Here is a 15,104-nt window from a genome sequence, read left to right on the forward strand (position 1 = left end):
GAGCTGCGGGCGACCCGTGGTGTCGAAGGTCGCTGCCGTCCTGCACGTACCGGACCTCGCTGGTCATGGGCACGCATCCAGTGTTGTCCCGGGTGCTACGAAACCTGAGAAGTGACACGCGAGCGACCGGGCCGTCCGCGACGTCACCGAGGAGATTGGCGAGGAGTGGATCACCCGGCCGTCGACGGCGGGCGGCTCACAGGCCGTCGGCGCGTAGCCAGGTGCGGAGGCGGCGTCGGGCGTTGGTGTACGGGGAGGAGGTGTTGAGCTGGATCATCCGTCCCGCGGTGTACGTGCGATACCAGGGCGCGCCGTAGAGTTCGCCGTTGTCGAGCCCACGCACCAGGGCAACGATGCGGTCGTGGGCGGCATCGAGCCGCTGCAGCAGCTGCGGCCACGGTACGTCGGCATGATCGCGGTAGAACTTCTGCGCCGGCGAGCCGAGTTGGTTCCAGGTGAATCCCGGTGCCGGGAGTTGCGGTTCGATGCCGCGAGCGCGGTCGTCGTGCCACGAAACGACCAGTTCGTTCCATCCGATCAGGTACGCCACCAGATCGGCCGGGCTCATCCGGGTTCCGGTGCGGTGCCCGGGCAGCGACGCCTCCCGGGCCCGTTCGACTGGCACACGTTGCAGCGCGCGCGTGAGCGCGCCGTACGTCTCGGTGAGGGCGCGCAGCAACTCGTCCTCGGTGTGCGGTACCGGCATGCGTGTCTCCGTGTGGCGGGCGGTGGTGTCGGCATGCACGGTATCGGCGACGGTGGTTCCTGTGCCTGGCGACGGCCCCGGTCAGACCACCGGCGCCGGGTGGTCGATCCCGAACCGGCCCCGGAAGAACAGCATCGGCCGCTCCTCGCACACGGTGTCCAGCTCGAGCACCCGGCCGATGATCACGTCGTGATCGCCGGCGACGTGCACCTCGTGCACCTCGGCGTGCACGCGCATCAGCACGTCCGGCAGTGTCGGCGTCCCCCACCGGGAGACCTCCCAGTCGAGTTCCTCGTACCTGCGGCCCCGGCTCGAGCCGAACCGCGCGCACAGGTCGGACTGGTCCTCGCGGAGCACGTTGACGCAGAAGCGCCCCGCGGCCCGGATGCGCGGCCACGCGCGGCCCCGGTGATCGGCGCAGATGAGGATCAGCGGCGGCTCCAGGGACACCGAGGCGAACGACTGGCACGCGAACCCCACCGGGCCCGCGTCGTCCAGTCCCGTCACCACGGTGACCCCGGTGGCGAACTGTCCCATCACCCGGCGCATCTCCTCCGGATCGGGCGCAGCGACGGTCGATCGTGCGAGTGTCGTCGTCTCGAGGGGCATGAGTCCACCTCCGGTTGTGGGGACGGATCGGCGTGCATACGCCGTGGTCGATGCGACCGACGCTAGGGCAGGCCCGGCGTGCCCCCCATCGGGGTCCCGCTGAGCGGAAGCGGCCGCGCGCGCCGCCTCGGCGGGCCGGGCGATCTCGCTGAACGGGATGGTGTATGGCCGCTGCGGGCCACGGCTGGCAGCCTGCGGTTCGTATGGGCGGTGCGCCCGGCACCACGGCGACGAACAGGGACGACGATGACGGATGTGAGCTACGAGGGGACCTTGAAGGAACTCTCCACCGACCAGGGTGTGCTGCGCTACCACGAGGCCGGCGACGGCCCGCCGCTGCTCCTGCTGCACGGCTCCGGCCCGGGGGTGACCGGTTGGCGCAACTACCGCGGCGTCCTCGCCGACTTCGCGCGGCACTTCCGCTGCCTGGTGCTCGAGTTCCCCGGCTTCGGCGTGAGCGATCCCGGCGACGGCCACCCCATGGTGATGGCCCAGGGCGCCGTCGGCACCTTCCTCGACGGCCTCGGCCTCGGGGCCGTGGACATGATCGGCAACTCCATGGGCGGGATCGTCGCCACCAAGGTCGCCATCGACGAGCCGCACCGGGTGCGCAGACTCGTCACCATCGGCGGCATGGGAAAGAACGTCTTCGCGCCGGGGCCGGGCGAGGGCATCAAGCTGCTGATGGAATTCACCGACAATCCCACGCGCGAGGGGCTCGTCCGCTGGCTCCACTCCATGGTCTACGACCCGGCCGTCGTCACCGAACAGCTGATCGAGGAGCGCTGGGCGCTGGCGACCGAGCCGAAGACGCTCGAGATCGCCCGCCGGATGTACAGCTCGCAGGCGTTCGCGGCCGGCGCCGCGGCCGCCGCGGCGTCGAACGCGACCCCGTACTGGGCGCAGCTGCACAAGATCAAGGCCCCCACCCTGCTGACGTGGGGCCGCGACGACCGGGTCAGCCCCGTCGACATGGCGATGCTGCCCATGCGCGACATCCCGAACAGCGAGCTGCACACCTTCCCGAAGTGCGGGCACTGGACGATGATCGAGGCCCGCGACGCGTGGCTCTCGGCCGTCCTCGCCTTCCTGCTGCGCGACGAGCGGCGGACCTAGCCCACGGTCCCGCTGAGCGGGAGAGCTTTTGCCCTCCCACCTGCGCATATGTCACCTTTCGAGTCAGTCGATCGGCGCGGAGAAGAAGCGCGGATCCTTCACCAGTTCCAGGAGTGCACGATGCTCGACGGTTCGCAGCGAATCGCCGCCGCCGATCTCTTGTGGGCCGCCGAGCGTGACCGCGCCCCGATCGGTCCGCTGACGGAGACGTTCCCCGAGATCGACGTGGTGGACTCGTACGAGATCCAGCTGATCAACATCCGCCGGCGGCTCGAGGCCGGCGCCACGGTGTACGGCCACAAGGTCGGGCTCTCGTCCGAGGTCATGCAGAAGATGATGGGCGTCGACGAACCCGACTACGGGCACCTGCTCTCGACCATGGTGTACTCCGAGGACGAGCCGATCGACACCGCGCAGTTCTGCTACCCGCGCATCGAGGTCGAGATCGGCTACGTCCTCGGCGAGACGCTGCCCGGCGCGGACTGCACCGAGGAGGACGTGCTCCGGGCCACCGAATACATCGTTCCCAGCATCGAACTCATCGACTCCCGGATCGAGGACTGGCGCATCGGCCTCGCCGACACGATCGCCGACAACGCCTCCTCGGCGGGCGTGATCCTCGGTGCCGGCCGCATCGCGCCGGACCGGGTCGACATCGGCGGTATCGCCGCGGTGCTGTACCAGGGCGACGAGGAGATCGCGCGCGGTGCGGCGGCCGCCGTGCTCGGCGACCCGACCCGTGCCGTGGCGTGGCTGGCCCGCAAGGTTGCCGGCTTCGGGGTGCGGCTCGAGGCCGGGCACGTGATCCTGCCCGGCTCGTGCACCCGCGCGATCGACGCCCGGCCGGGCGACACCTTCCGGGCCGAGTTCAGTGATATCGGCTCTGTCTCAGTCGAATTCAAGTGAGGAACAGACCAGTGACCAAGGCTACCGCCGCGATCGTCGGGCCCGGCAACATCGGCACCGACCTGATGTACAAACTGCTGCGCTCGGACGTCATCGAGCCGCGCTGGATGATCGGCGTCGACCCCGCCAGCGAGGGGCTCACCCGGGCGGCCGCCGAGGGTCTGGTCGCGAGCCACGAGGGCGTGGACTGGCTGCTCGCCCAGGACGAGCGCCCCGACGTGATCTTCGAGGCCACCTCGGCCTACGTGCACCGGGTGAATGCGCCCCGCTACGCCGAGCTCGGCATCCAGGTCGTCGACCTCACCCCGGCCGCCCTCGGACCCGCCGTCGTGCCCGCCGTGAACATGGGGGAGCACGAGGACGCACCGAACGTTAACCTCATCACCTGCGGCGGCCAGGCCACGATCCCGATGGTGCACGCCGTCTCCCGCGTCACCGAGGTGGAGTACGCCGAGATCGTCGCGAGCGTCGCTTCGCCGTCGGCCGGTCCCGGAACCCGCGCCAACATCGACGAGTTCACCATCACCACCAGCCGCGGCATCGAGACGATCGGCGGTGCCCGAACGGGCAAGGCCATCATCGTTCTCAACCCCGCCGAACCGCCGATGCTCATGCGCGACACCGTGTTCTGCTCGATCCCCGAGGATGCCGACCGGGACGCGATCGCCGCGTCGATCCACGACGTGGCCGCGACCGTGCAGGGCTACGTTCCCGGTTACCGGCTGCGTGCCGAGCCGCAGTTCGACGATCCCACCCCGATGAGCGGCGGGCGCGCCCGGGTCGCGATCTTCCTCGAGGTCGAGGGCGCCGGCGACTTCCTGCCGCCGTACTCGGGCAATCTCGACATCATGACCGCGGCCGCCACCAAGGTGGGCGAGAGCTTCGCGGCCAAGCTGCTCGCCGCCCGCGTGTAGACCCCCACCGCAGACCGTACTTTCGAAGGAACACAGTCGATGCCCTACAGCGCAGATCTCGACATCCGGATCACGGACTCCTCGTTGCGTGACGGCTCCCACGCCAAGCGTCACCAGTTCACCGTCGAGGACGTGCGCTCCATCGTCGGTGCGCTCGACGATGCCGGCGTGCCCGTCATCGAGGTCACCCACGGCGACGGCCTCGGCGGCTCGTCGTTCAACTACGGCTTCAGCCGCACCCCGGAGCAGGAGCTCATCAAGGCCGCCGTCGAGACGGCGAGGCAGGCGAAGATCGCGTTCCTGATGCTCCCGGGGCTCGGGGTGCGCTCGGACATCCGGGAGGCCGCCGACAACGGTGCCGCGATCTGCCGGATCGCCACGCACTGCACCGAGGCCGACATCTCCGCCCAGCACTTCGGTCTCGCCCGGGAACTCGGCCTCGAGACCGTCGGATTCCTGATGATGTCGCACAGTCAGCCGCCCGAGGTGCTCGCGAAGCAGGCCCGCATCATGGCCGACGCCGGCTGCCAGTGCGTGTACGTCGTCGACTCGGCCGGCGCCCTCGTCCTCGAGGGGGTCTCGGACCGGGTCGCGGCTCTGGTCGCCGAGCTGGGCGACGACGCCCAGGTCGGATTCCACGGCCACGAGAACATGGGCCTCGGCGTGGCCAATTCGGTGCTCGCCGTGCGGGCCGGGGCCCTGCAGATCGACGGGTCCACCCGCCGGTTCGGCGCCGGTGCGGGCAACACCCCGGTCGAGGCGTTCGTCGCCGTGGCCGAAAAGCTCGGTATCCGAACGGGTATCGACACCCTGAAGATCATCGACGCCGCCGAGGACGTCGTCCGGCCGGTCATGGACGGCGAGTGCCTCCTCGACCGGCTGTCGCTGACGATGGGCTACGCCGGTGTGTACTCGAGCTTCCTCAAGCACGCCGCCGCCCACGCCGAGCGGTACGGGGTCTCCGGTGCGGAGATCCTCATCGAGGCCGGCCGGCGCAACCTCGTCGGTGGCCAGGAAGACCAGCTGATCGAGATCGCCGTCGGTCTCGCCGCCCAGAAGTAGACCCCCGGGTCTTGAGAGAGAGCTGACAGTCATGGGCCAGGTTTTGGACAACATCATCCAGTACGCGGACGAGATCCGCGCCGAGGGCGCCGAGGGCGACAAGCTCATGCGCCTGACGGACAACAACGCCAAGCGGCTGCGCGACGCCGGTGTCATCCGCATGCTGCAGCCGAAGGAGCACGGCGGCCTCGAGGTCCACCCGCGGGAGTTCGCCGAGACCGCGATGGCGATCGGCGCGATGGACGGCGCCACCGGATGGGTCGCCGGCATCGTCGGCGTGCATCCGTGGGAGCTCACGTTCTTCGATCCCAAGGCACAGGACGAGATCTGGGGCGAGGATCCCGACATGTGGATGGCCTCCCCGTACGCCCCGATGGGCGTCGCGGTTCCGGTCGACGGCGGCTACGTCCTCAACGGCCGCTGGTCGTTCTCCTCCGGCACCGACCACTGCGGCTGGATCATGATCGGCGCCGCGGTGGGCGACAAGGACGGCAACCGGCTGAACCCGCCGCAGGTCCTGCACGTGCTGCTGCCGCGCTCGGACTACGACATCGACCAGGACAGCTGGAACGTCGTGGGCCTGCGCGGCACCGGCTCGAAGGACCTGATCGTCGAGGACGCCTTCATCCCTGCCTACCGCACCCTCGACGCCGACATCGTCCTCGGCGGCAACGGGTGGCGTCACGCGGGCCGGGACGAAACCCTCTACAAGTTCCCGTTCTCGTGCATCTTCCCGCTGGGCATCACCTCGTCGCTCATCGGCATGGCCGAGGGCGCGCTCGCGTGCTACATCGCGGCCCAGAAGGAGCGCGTCGCGGTCACCGGCATCCCGATCAAGGAGGACCCGTACGTCCTCTACGCCCTCGGTGAGGCGGCCGCCGAGATCGCCGCGTCGCGCGCCGCGATCCTCGAGACCGTCGACCGTTTCTGGGACAAGACGGACAAGGGCCAGGAGGTCACGTTCGAGGAGCGCGCGATCGGCCGCCGCACCCAGACCGCCGCCGCGTGGCGGGCCGTGCGCGCCGTCGACGAGATCTTCGCCCGCTCCGGCGGCGGCGCGATGCACCTGAAGTTCCCGATGCAGCGCTTCTGGCGCGACGCGCACGTCGGCCTGTCGCACGCGATCCACGTCCCCGGCTCGATCTTCCACGCGTCTTCGCTGACCCAGCTCGGCGGCGAGCCGCAGGGCGTCCACCGCTCGATGATCTAGCCTGCCCCGCCGACCTTTTCAGGATGGAAGACAAATGACGGACATTCGAGCACTCGGATACCTCCGGATCCAGACCACCGACGTCGCGCGCTGGCGCGAACTCGTCGTCGACGGACTCGGCATGGCCGTGGGCTCCGGCCCGGAGCCGGACGGCCTCTACCTGCGGGTGGACGAGCGGCGCGCACGCCTGATCGTCCTGCCCGGCGAATCGGACAGGGCGCTCGCGGTCGGCTGGGAGGTGCGGGATCAGTTCGCACTCCAGCGTGTCCGGGAGACCGTGGAGAAGGCGGGTATCACCGTCGAGGTCCTCTCGCAGGAGGAGTGCGACTACCGCGATGCCGAGCAGGTCATCGCGTTCGACGACCCGATCGGCACCCGCGTCGAGGTGTTCTTCGGTCCGGTGCTCGATCACAGCCCGGTGGTGACTCCGCACGGTGGCCGGTGGGTCACCGGCGAACAGGGGCTCGGCCATGTCGTGTTGCCCGCCACCGATTTCGATGCGGCGTACGCGTTCTACACCGAGGTGCTCGGTTTCCTGCCGCGTGGCGCGATCCGCCTCCAGGCACCCGGACCGGCGCGGCGCGTGCGCTTCCTCGGAGTGAACCAGCGCCACCACAGCCTGGCCCTGTGCCCGGCGCCGCCGACCGAGGAGCCCGGCCTCGTGCACCTGATGACGGAGGTCGACACCCTCGACGCCGTCGGGCAGGCGCTCGACCGTGTGCGCAAGCTCGGCTTCTCCATCTCCTCGACGCTGGGCCGGCACACGAACGACAAGATGGTGTCGTTCTACGTTCGCGCGCCGGGCGGGTGGGACCTCGAGTTCGGCACCGAGGGGATGCTCGTCGACGAAACCTATTACACGGCCGAGGAGATCACCGCCGACAGCTACTGGGGCCACGACTGGTCCGAGTCCGAGCCGTTGGCGGCGTTCAGCCCGAAGTCCTAGCTCGCAGAGGGAACACGACGAAGGCCCGGCCGGGGATCACCGGCCCAGCTTACGTGCTTCTCGCCCCGGGAGTCGTGCTCCGTGGTCCGCCGGCACGTGGATCAGGCGGGGCGCGGGCGGTCATGGCCGGTGGAGGAGAGAACCCCGGAGCGCACACTGAAGGGGGTGGATCGAAGGCTGGGCTCTGCGTCTCGCAGGTCGGACACGTCGAGGAGCGTGTTGTCTACTCACGTGGGGATCTGTGCGGGACAGCGTGCGAGATTCGGCGGCGGCCGGAGGTGGGCGATGAATCCGACGGTCCGAGCAGTCGATCTCGGTTACGCGGCGGGGTGGCGGGTGGTGCGCGCATTGCCGCAGCGGTGGGCGATGCGCATGTTCGAGGTCGCCGCCGACGGCGCGGCCCGCGGTTGTGGGCCGGTTCAGTTGCGGCGCAACCTGTCCGGGTGTTGTCCGCCACCGCCGCCCAGGCGCCCGACGAGCTGGTGCGCACGTACGTGGGGGCGCGGTTGAAGAGGGTGGCGATCGCGTTGTCCACGCCGCCGCCCTGGTGCGGCCAGTAGGCGGCGAAGATGTCGTAGGTCCAGCGGCTGAGCAACAGGGCGTCGGTGCCTTCGTAGGCGGCCCCGATCTGCTCGCCGGTGACCTCGTCGAGAAGGAATGCCTGCCATCCGCCGAAGTCGAATCCTTCCGGGTCTTCGTCGGGGCCGCGGGTGCCTGTCCAACGAGGTCGAGGGTGGCGAACAGTTCAATATGGATCAGTCACATGCCGTAGCTCCCGGTCGAGTGGTGTGTCGCGGTCGTAGGGGTAGACCTGCTGGCGTCGGTAGACTCACCGCTGCCACGACATCGAGTTTCGTGGGTGTCGACCGGTCTCACGACAGCGACTCGCTCGTACGGAACCGTCCGTCACCCGAACGTGTTGGAATCCTGTCGGGGCAGAAGAGGATGGCGGCCCTCGTCCGACGCTTCGACCGCTGAATATTGTGGGGCATGAAAATTCCCATTTACGCAGCTATCTTCCAGAACCCCGAGGTGAGCACGTTTTCGGTCGCCGGGACGGTGTCGGCGCCGCCCGGTACCGTGCCCGACCGTGGACACGGAGACGAAACCGGCCGACGACGCGCCGCTCGCGCTGCCTGGGACCCCGCCGGGGCCCGCACTGCCGGACCTCGCGCCCGATACGGCGGCGCGGATCGCGGAGTCGGTGGCGTCGGCGCGGGCCGCCGGCACCCGCCGCACCTACGCCTCCGCGTGGCGGGCCTTCACCACCTGGTGCGCCGCGGAGGGACACACCGCGGTGCCGGCGCATCCGGTGACCGTCGCCGCCTACCTCGTGGCGTGCGCCGACACCGTCACCGAGGCGGGGGAGCGGGCCTACACCCCGGCCACCCTGGCGCACCGCCTCGCCGCGATCGCCCACCACCACCGCCAGACCGGACACCCCAGCCCCACCGTCGACGACCTGGTGAAAGCGACGATGTCCGGGATCCGCCGCGGCTACGCCACCGCCGGGGACCGGCCCCGTGCTCCGCGGGCGCCGCTGCTCACCGCCGACATCGTGGCGATCGTCGACAAGGCCCGGGCGAACTGCCAGGGCTGGGCGGACGAGGTGGTCGAACGCCGCGACACCGCGATCCTGCTGCTCGGATTCGCCGGGGCGTTCCGCCGCAGCGAACTCGTCGCCCTCACGTGCAGCGACGTCGCCCTGCACCGGCTCGACGGCCTGCACATCCGGCTGCGGAAGTCCAAGACCGATCAGGAGGGCCGCGGCGTCGTCCGGGCCCTGCCGTTCACCCACAGCCACACCAGTTGCCCGCCGTGCGCGTGGATGCGGTGGGCGCAGGTCGTCGCCGCGTACGACACCGGCGGCCGGCCCGCCGTGATCCGGCTGCTCCGCAACCCGGAGCCGTTCGCGGCGCACGTGTGCCGCGGCACCCGCCCCCGCGCCACCTCGGGTGCGCCGTTGCTGCGCGCGATCCGCCGCAACGGCCACCTCTCCACCACCGCGTTGTCGGGGGCGGCGGTGCACCAGGCCATCCGCCGCCGCGCCGAACAGGCGGGCTACGACCCCGAGATCGTTGCCCAGCTCGGTGGGCACTCGCTGCGCGCCGGGTTCGTCACCCAGGCCTTCCGCAACGGCGCCTCCGCACACGCGATCATGCGCCAGACCGGGCACACCACCCCCGCCATGCTCGAGGTCTACGCCCGCGAACACGCCCCCCTCTTGGGCAACGCTGTCATCGACTTGGGCTTGTAGCGCGATGAGCACCGCGAGGGAGTACAACGACACTCGTCAGGAGTCCCTGTCCGAGCCGGCAATACCCGCTCGGTACCGGCACGACTGGGCGCTGTTCGCCGACTGGTGCACCGCCACCGACCAGCACCCCATCCCCGCCAGTCCGGAGGCGCTCGCGCTGTTCCTCCACGAGCACCCGGCCGCGCCCACCACCCAGCGTCGCCGGGTGTCGGCGATCAACACCGTCCACACCCGCCACGGCCACCCGCCGCCCGGCCGCAGCGAGACCGTCCGCCGCCGCCTCGACACCGCCCGCGCCATCCGGCTCGACCGGCTCGCCCCGCTTCTACTGCACAAAGCCGCCGAGCTGCCGGTCATTGGCTGGCCCGGCGGGCTGTTCGGCCGCCGCGACGCCCTCCTGTTGACACTCGCGGCAACCGGGATGCCGTTCGCGCAGCTGGCCCGACTGCGCCGTGGCGACATCACCGTCGACGCCGGTGTCCTCGTCGCCACCACCGACGGCGGGGAACGATTCTGTCTGCCCCCGGAGTCCGGCACCGGTGAGAGTCCGGCGATGGCGGTGTATCGCAGGTGGGCGGAGATCCTGGCGTTCCTCGATCGGTACCCGAACACCGACCTTCTCGCCCAGCACCTGACCGAACCGATCGAGGTCGAGCACGGCGGGCTCACCGACCGGCAGGCCCGGCAACCCCTGCTGTCCACGATCGACCGCTGGGGCCATCTGCCACTGATGCCGCAACCGATGACCGCGCAGTCCATCGCCGCGCTGGTCCGCGACCACCTGGCCGGCCGGGCCCCGGCACCCCACTACCCCTACGCAAGCCGGGGGACCGGGACGATGACCCGCACGTCCGGCTTGACACCGAGGTCAATCTTGATCCGCACTACTACGAACGGGGTGTTGCCGCCCGCCGCCAGGCCCGCGACAGCCTGGACGGTCTCACCGATGTCTTCGACGAGATCGAAGCCCGCGCCGATGCGCTGCTCAAGGAACTGCTCACCGTGCTCGATGGGTTGTGATCGTCCGCTCGTCTCTGCCGACTCCCGCCCCGGTGGTCGGCAACCGGACATCCGGTCCGAGGGACCGACGCAGTCGTCGTCGCACATCCGCGAGCAACCTTGGTTCGCGGTCGAACCGGTCGAGTTTCCCTTCGTGCACGCCTACATTCTCCCAGATGGTGCCGTGTGGCACTGACCCAGTTGATTCGGTGAAAGGGACGGCATGCGCTCGCGCCCGGCGAAGCCCGAGGAAGTGACCGTCGGCCCCGCCGCCCTTGGCGCGCGGTTACGACACCAGCTCGATCTCTCCGGGCCGCCAGGCCTTGTCGAACCACGGCTCGAGCGGGCCGTAGAGGCGCAGGGCGACGAACCAGCCCTTGCCGGGGATGGTCTGGATCCAGTTCGCCTCCTGGCCGGCCGGGGCCTCGGGGCCGAAGTAGATGTCCACCGCCGCGTCGGGGTTGACCGCGATGTCGGGCTTCTGGCTGCTCAGGCTGGGGAACTGCTGGTCGGTCTGCAACATTGTTCGGGTCTGTGGGTCGTAGACGACGATCGACCAGAAGTCCTTGGCCGGGATCGGTCCCGGCAGGCGAAGCCGGTAATTCTTCCCGCCGTTGAGGTATTGCCCGGCCCCATCGTGATAGGCCATGCCGTACTGCGAGCCGATGCCGACCATCTTCACCGCCATCGCCGGGCTGATGCCGAGCCCCATGTAGTAGAACAGCGCTCGCGCGTCGAGGTCGAGGACACCGCCCGGCGAGAACTGGTAGTCGTTGCCGATCCAGACAAGCTGCCAGGCGCTGTCCGGGTAGTGGTAGGCGTCCTGGTTCCGCGCGCTGAAGACGAGAGCCCGGGCGGTCGCGTTGCCGACGGCAGCGCCCTCGGCCAGGATGCTCCTCATCCGGTCGTCCGGCGCGAAGGGTGTGCCCTTCCGGATACCGATCGCGGCGAGCAGCCCGCGAACCTCCGGGTCGGTGGCTTCGAGGGGCTCCTCCTGAACGACTGGCACGACCTCGTCGAAGAACGTCACGTCGTTGGCGTGGATGGTGTTGAACAAGGCCCCGGAGATGTTGACGAAGCTCGTTGCGGGCGGATCCGCCGCCTCGGCCAGCGGATAGATGCGGAGTTGACTCTTGACGCTGTCCGCCGCCGCTCGCACGTCGCCGCCGCCGACAATGAACGCGCGGACACCGAGCAGGTTGCCGTAGGTACGGGAACGCAGGACGAAGTAGCCCGCCGGCACGTCGCCGGAGTAGTCCGGGGGGAGGAGCAGGTACTTGCCGCCCTGGCCTCGGTCCGGACCGGCGTTGCCCACATCACCGACGTAGCGCTGCCAGAAGTCGTCGATCATGCCGAGCGCCCGCGGCGGCACCTCGATCACCAGCGGGCCTGCCTTCGTGTCGAGCCAGCCGATGGTGTAGATGGTTTCCGTGTTGGCGGTGAGGAGCAGCGTGTGCGAGTCCATCAGCGACTCGGTGATCAGCATCGTCTGGTTGTCGGGGCCGAAGGTGCGGATGCCCGCGCGCGTCGCGGAGAGTGACGCCGCCGGAAGGGCCGTGAGGAACGCCTGCACGGCGCGTTGGAAGTCAAGGTTGTCGTAGACCGTCTGCACGGTCGCCTCGTCGGGCAGGCCGTCGAAGAACCGCAACGTACCTAGTCGGGTCTCGACACTGTTCGGTGTGGTGATGGACGGGGGGATGTCGGTGACCATTTTGTATGTGCTCATCAGGTGCCTCCGATTGAGATCTTCGCTTCAGCTTGCCGGTGTTTTGGTCGCCATCGGTTTCTTTGGTGAGCTGCAACTTTCTTGCCCCCGCGTTCGGTCCCAAGCCGAATATTCGAGCTGTTCCGGGCAGCTCGCGTCAGATTTCTTTGCGCTCTGTCTTACTACATCATCTCGATCTCGCCCGGTCGCCAGGTCTGGTCGAACCACGGTTCGAGCGGGCCGTAGATCCGCAGGATGATCCACCAGCCCTTGCCTGGGATGGTCTGGATCCAGTTCGGCTCCTTGCCGCCGGCCGGTGGCTCGGGGCCGAAGGAGATGTCGACCGAGCCGTCGGGATTGACGGCGATGTCTGGCTTCTGGCTGCTCAGACTGGGGAACTGCTGGTCGGTCTGCAACAGCGAGCGCGTCTGCGGGTCATAGACGATCGCCGACCAGAAGTCCTTGGCCGGGACGTCCGGCGGCAGGTGAAGACGGTAGACTTTACCGCCGTCAAGGTAGTGGCCAGCACCGTCGCGACAGCTCCATGCGTACTGGGAGCCGATGCCGACCATCTTGATCGTCATCGAGGGACTGATCCCCCAGCCGAGGTAGAAGAGATACGTCCGCGCGTCGATATCCAGCACGCCACCCGGCGAGAACTCGTAGTCGCCGATCCAGCCGATCTGCCAAGCGCTGTTCGGATAGTAGTAGCCCTCCTCATTCCGCGTGCTGAAAGCCAGCGTGCGGGCGGTGGCGTTGCCGACGGACGCGGCCTCGGTCAGGATCCGCCGCATGCGCGGGTCGGGCGCGAATGGCTGATCCTTGCGGATGCCGATGGCCGCGAGCAGCCCACGCGTCTCGGGGTCGATCGCGTCCAACGGCTCTTCGTGAACAACCTCAGCGAGCGCCTCGTAGAAGGATGCGTCGGTGGGGTGGATGACGGTGAATGCCTCACCGGAGATATTGACGAAGGTCGTTGCGGGCGGTTCTGCCGCTTCGGCCAGCGGGTAGGCGCGGTAGTGTCGTTTCGTGTTCTCGACTGCGGGCCGCAGGTCACCGTCGACGATGAAGCCGCGAAAGGTCAGCAGATTGCCGTAGGTGCGAGAGTGCAGGACGAAGTAGCCCTCGGGAATGTCGCCGGTGTAGTCCGGGGGCAGCAGCAGGTAATTCCCGCCTTGGCCCTTGTCGGGACCGGCGTTGCCGATATCGACGACGAAGCGGCCCCAGAAGTCGTTGACAAAGCCGAGTACGCGCGGCGGCACCTCGATCACCAGCGGGCCTCCGTGCGTGTCGAGCCAGCCTAAGTTGTAGATCGTCTCCGTGTTCGCCCCATGCAGCAATGTGCGGGAATCCAGCAGCGTCTCGGCGATGAGTACCGTTCGGTTGTCGGGGCCGAACGTCCGGAAGCCCGCGCGCAACGCGTGGTGTGGCGCGCACGGCATGGCCAGGAGGAACGCTTGCACGGCGCGCTGGAAGTCAAGGTTGTCGTAGACCGTCTGCACGGTCGCCTCGTCGGGCAGGCCGTCGAAGAAGCGCAGCGTTCCCAGACGCGTTTCCACCGTGTCGGGGGTCGTGATGGATGCCGGGATTTCAGTGGCCATCTTCGGCCGGGCGTGCACTGACATCGGGATCCTCCTCTGGTATCCGTGTCGTGGCCGGCGGCTCCTCGATGGCTCGTCCCGTGCGCCCGCCGCCCGGCATGTCGTAGGTACCGTCGAGCATGTCGAATCTGGGGGCGCGTCCGGTTGCAGAGCTGACCGGGTCGGTTGGCTTCTCGTGCTGTGTAGAAGACCAGCTGGTCGTCTATGACGAGGAGATTGCCTTATTGAATTCTAGACGTCGATCGTGTTCGGGGCGGGCGCTTTGTTGACGAACTGGCGCGGGGCGCATCTTCGTCAAGCGCGATGGCGCCGCTCGACACGGTCTCGGGATCACGGGAGAGGTGATCGCCCTACTTCCCACCGAGGAAGCCGACGTGTTGACTTGTGCCATGGATGCGCAAATGTGGTTCGACACCGCGACCACGGGTTCTGCAGTCCGAGTTCGCCGAACGGGTCTGTTTGGGACGTGTTTGAGTAGCGCGGTTCTGGTGATCGGGTAGCGGTCGGACGGGTACCGGATAGCGGTGCCTGCCCGTCCGACCGCTGGGTCGCTACGGTGTCGCCGTGGCGAGGTGTCGTCTCGTATTGGGTCCGTCGAGGGCGACGATCTCGGCACCGGCGACGATCCGGTTGAGGATCGATTCGGCAATGACCGCGTCCTGGAGTGACTTGTACCAGTCAGGCGGATCGAACTGGGAGGTCACCAGAGTGGAGCCGCGGCCTTCGCGGGCGGCCAGGATGTTGAGCAGTTCGGCCGCGGTGTGCGGGGCCACCGGGGTGGTCAGGAAGTCGTCGAGGACCAGCAGGTCGCAGTTGTGCAGGTCGGTGAGGAAGTCCAGCCGTCGCTGCGAGGTCGGTTCCAGCACGGCGAGGCGGTTGGCCAGGTCGTCGAGTCGGAAGAATCTCGCGGTGTAGTACTTTCGGCACGCAGCGTTGAGCAGCGCCTGGGCGAGGTAGGTCTTGCCCACGCTGGACTGGCCGAGGACGACTAGTGCCGCACCCGTGAACCTTTGCCCCGTTGCGGTCGACACGCCGACCGGTTGCGGTGCGTCGGCCACGGCATCGGTCAGCCT

12 protein-coding genes and 2 pseudogenes are annotated in these 15,104 nt (G+C 68.8%); 8 read left to right on the forward strand and 6 right to left on the reverse strand.

Going from position 1 to position 15,104, the window contains the following annotated elements:
- Positions 1-196: 196 nt before the first annotated feature.
- Entirely contained in the window at positions 197-706 is a 510-nt protein-coding gene (locus JYA75_RS09175) for a ClbS/DfsB family four-helix bundle protein (RefSeq protein WP_029545942.1), read from the reverse strand.
- An 81-nt stretch (positions 707-787) separates the two neighbouring features.
- Positions 788-1,315 carry a flavin reductase family protein gene (locus JYA75_RS09180; protein ID WP_029545940.1) on the reverse strand — a complete coding sequence of 176 codons (528 nt, stop codon included), beginning with the start codon at positions 1,313-1,315 and terminating at the stop codon, positions 788-790.
- A gap of 246 nt (positions 1,316-1,561) precedes the next feature.
- Here JYA75_RS09180 and JYA75_RS09185 point away from each other — a divergent pair, with 246 nt between their 5' ends.
- From JYA75_RS09185 to bphC, 6 genes are all read left to right on the forward strand, one after another.
- Complete coding sequence (locus tag JYA75_RS09185) at positions 1,562-2,431, forward strand: alpha/beta fold hydrolase (protein ID WP_029545938.1); 870 nt, start codon at positions 1,562-1,564, stop codon at positions 2,429-2,431.
- Positions 2,432-2,551: 120 nt separating this feature from the next.
- Complete coding sequence (locus tag JYA75_RS09190) at positions 2,552-3,337, forward strand: 2-keto-4-pentenoate hydratase (protein ID WP_006935104.1); 786 nt, start codon at positions 2,552-2,554, stop codon at positions 3,335-3,337.
- 11 nt (positions 3,338-3,348) lie between these two features.
- A complete protein-coding gene (locus JYA75_RS09195; RefSeq protein WP_006935110.1) occupies positions 3,349-4,251 on the forward strand; it encodes an acetaldehyde dehydrogenase (acetylating) in 903 nt (300 codons plus the stop codon).
- Positions 4,252-4,290: 39 nt separating this feature from the next.
- Positions 4,291-5,313 (forward strand): 4-hydroxy-2-oxovalerate aldolase, encoded by a 1,023-nt coding sequence (dmpG, locus tag JYA75_RS09200; RefSeq protein ID WP_006935112.1) that lies wholly within the window; start codon positions 4,291-4,293, stop codon positions 5,311-5,313.
- Between the two features lie 31 nt (positions 5,314-5,344).
- Positions 5,345-6,523, forward strand: coding sequence for an acyl-CoA dehydrogenase family protein (locus tag JYA75_RS09205; protein WP_006935114.1), 1,179 nt, complete (start codon positions 5,345-5,347; stop codon positions 6,521-6,523).
- Between the two features lie 34 nt (positions 6,524-6,557).
- Positions 6,558-7,469: a biphenyl-2,3-diol 1,2-dioxygenase gene (gene bphC / locus JYA75_RS09210; protein ID WP_203329906.1), complete on the forward strand. Its 912-nt coding sequence runs from the start codon at positions 6,558-6,560 to the stop codon at positions 7,467-7,469.
- A 487-nt stretch (positions 7,470-7,956) separates the two neighbouring features.
- Here the strand turns inward: bphC and JYA75_RS28745 are convergent.
- A pseudogene (locus JYA75_RS28745) lies at positions 7,957-8,228 on the reverse strand (deaminase); the annotation flags it as partial.
- A gap of 331 nt (positions 8,229-8,559) precedes the next feature.
- On the opposite strand from JYA75_RS28745, the gene JYA75_RS09220 reads away from it, so the two are divergent.
- The gene (locus JYA75_RS09220; RefSeq protein WP_203329907.1) at positions 8,560-9,726 is read left to right on the forward strand and encodes a site-specific integrase; all 1,167 of its coding nucleotides are present in this window, start codon (positions 8,560-8,562) and stop codon (positions 9,724-9,726) included.
- A gap of 4 nt (positions 9,727-9,730) precedes the next feature.
- Positions 9,731-10,746 (forward strand): annotated as a pseudogene (locus JYA75_RS09225) (hypothetical protein).
- Between the two features lie 265 nt (positions 10,747-11,011).
- On the opposite strand, the gene JYA75_RS09230 reads toward JYA75_RS09225, so the two are convergent.
- The 3 genes from JYA75_RS09230 to JYA75_RS09240 all read right to left on the reverse strand — a co-directional run bounded on the left by JYA75_RS09230 (position 11,012) and on the right by JYA75_RS09240 (position 15,089).
- Positions 11,012-12,451 carry a DUF1254 domain-containing protein gene (locus tag JYA75_RS09230; RefSeq protein ID WP_203329908.1) on the reverse strand — a complete coding sequence of 480 codons (1,440 nt, stop codon included), beginning with the start codon at positions 12,449-12,451 and terminating at the stop codon, positions 11,012-11,014.
- A gap of 161 nt (positions 12,452-12,612) precedes the next feature.
- A complete protein-coding gene (locus JYA75_RS09235; protein ID WP_203329909.1) occupies positions 12,613-14,055 on the reverse strand; it encodes a DUF1254 domain-containing protein in 1,443 nt (480 codons plus the stop codon).
- Positions 14,056-14,582: 527 nt separating this feature from the next.
- Positions 14,583-15,089 carry an ATP-binding protein gene (locus JYA75_RS09240; protein ID WP_338109679.1) on the reverse strand — a complete coding sequence of 169 codons (507 nt, stop codon included), beginning with the start codon at positions 15,087-15,089 and terminating at the stop codon, positions 14,583-14,585.
- Between the last annotated feature and the right edge of the window lie 15 nt (positions 15,090-15,104).

Source organism: Rhodococcus sp. PSBB066 (genome assembly GCF_017068255.1).
Taxonomy (GTDB): domain Bacteria; phylum Actinomycetota; class Actinomycetes; order Mycobacteriales; family Mycobacteriaceae; genus Rhodococcus; species Rhodococcus aetherivorans.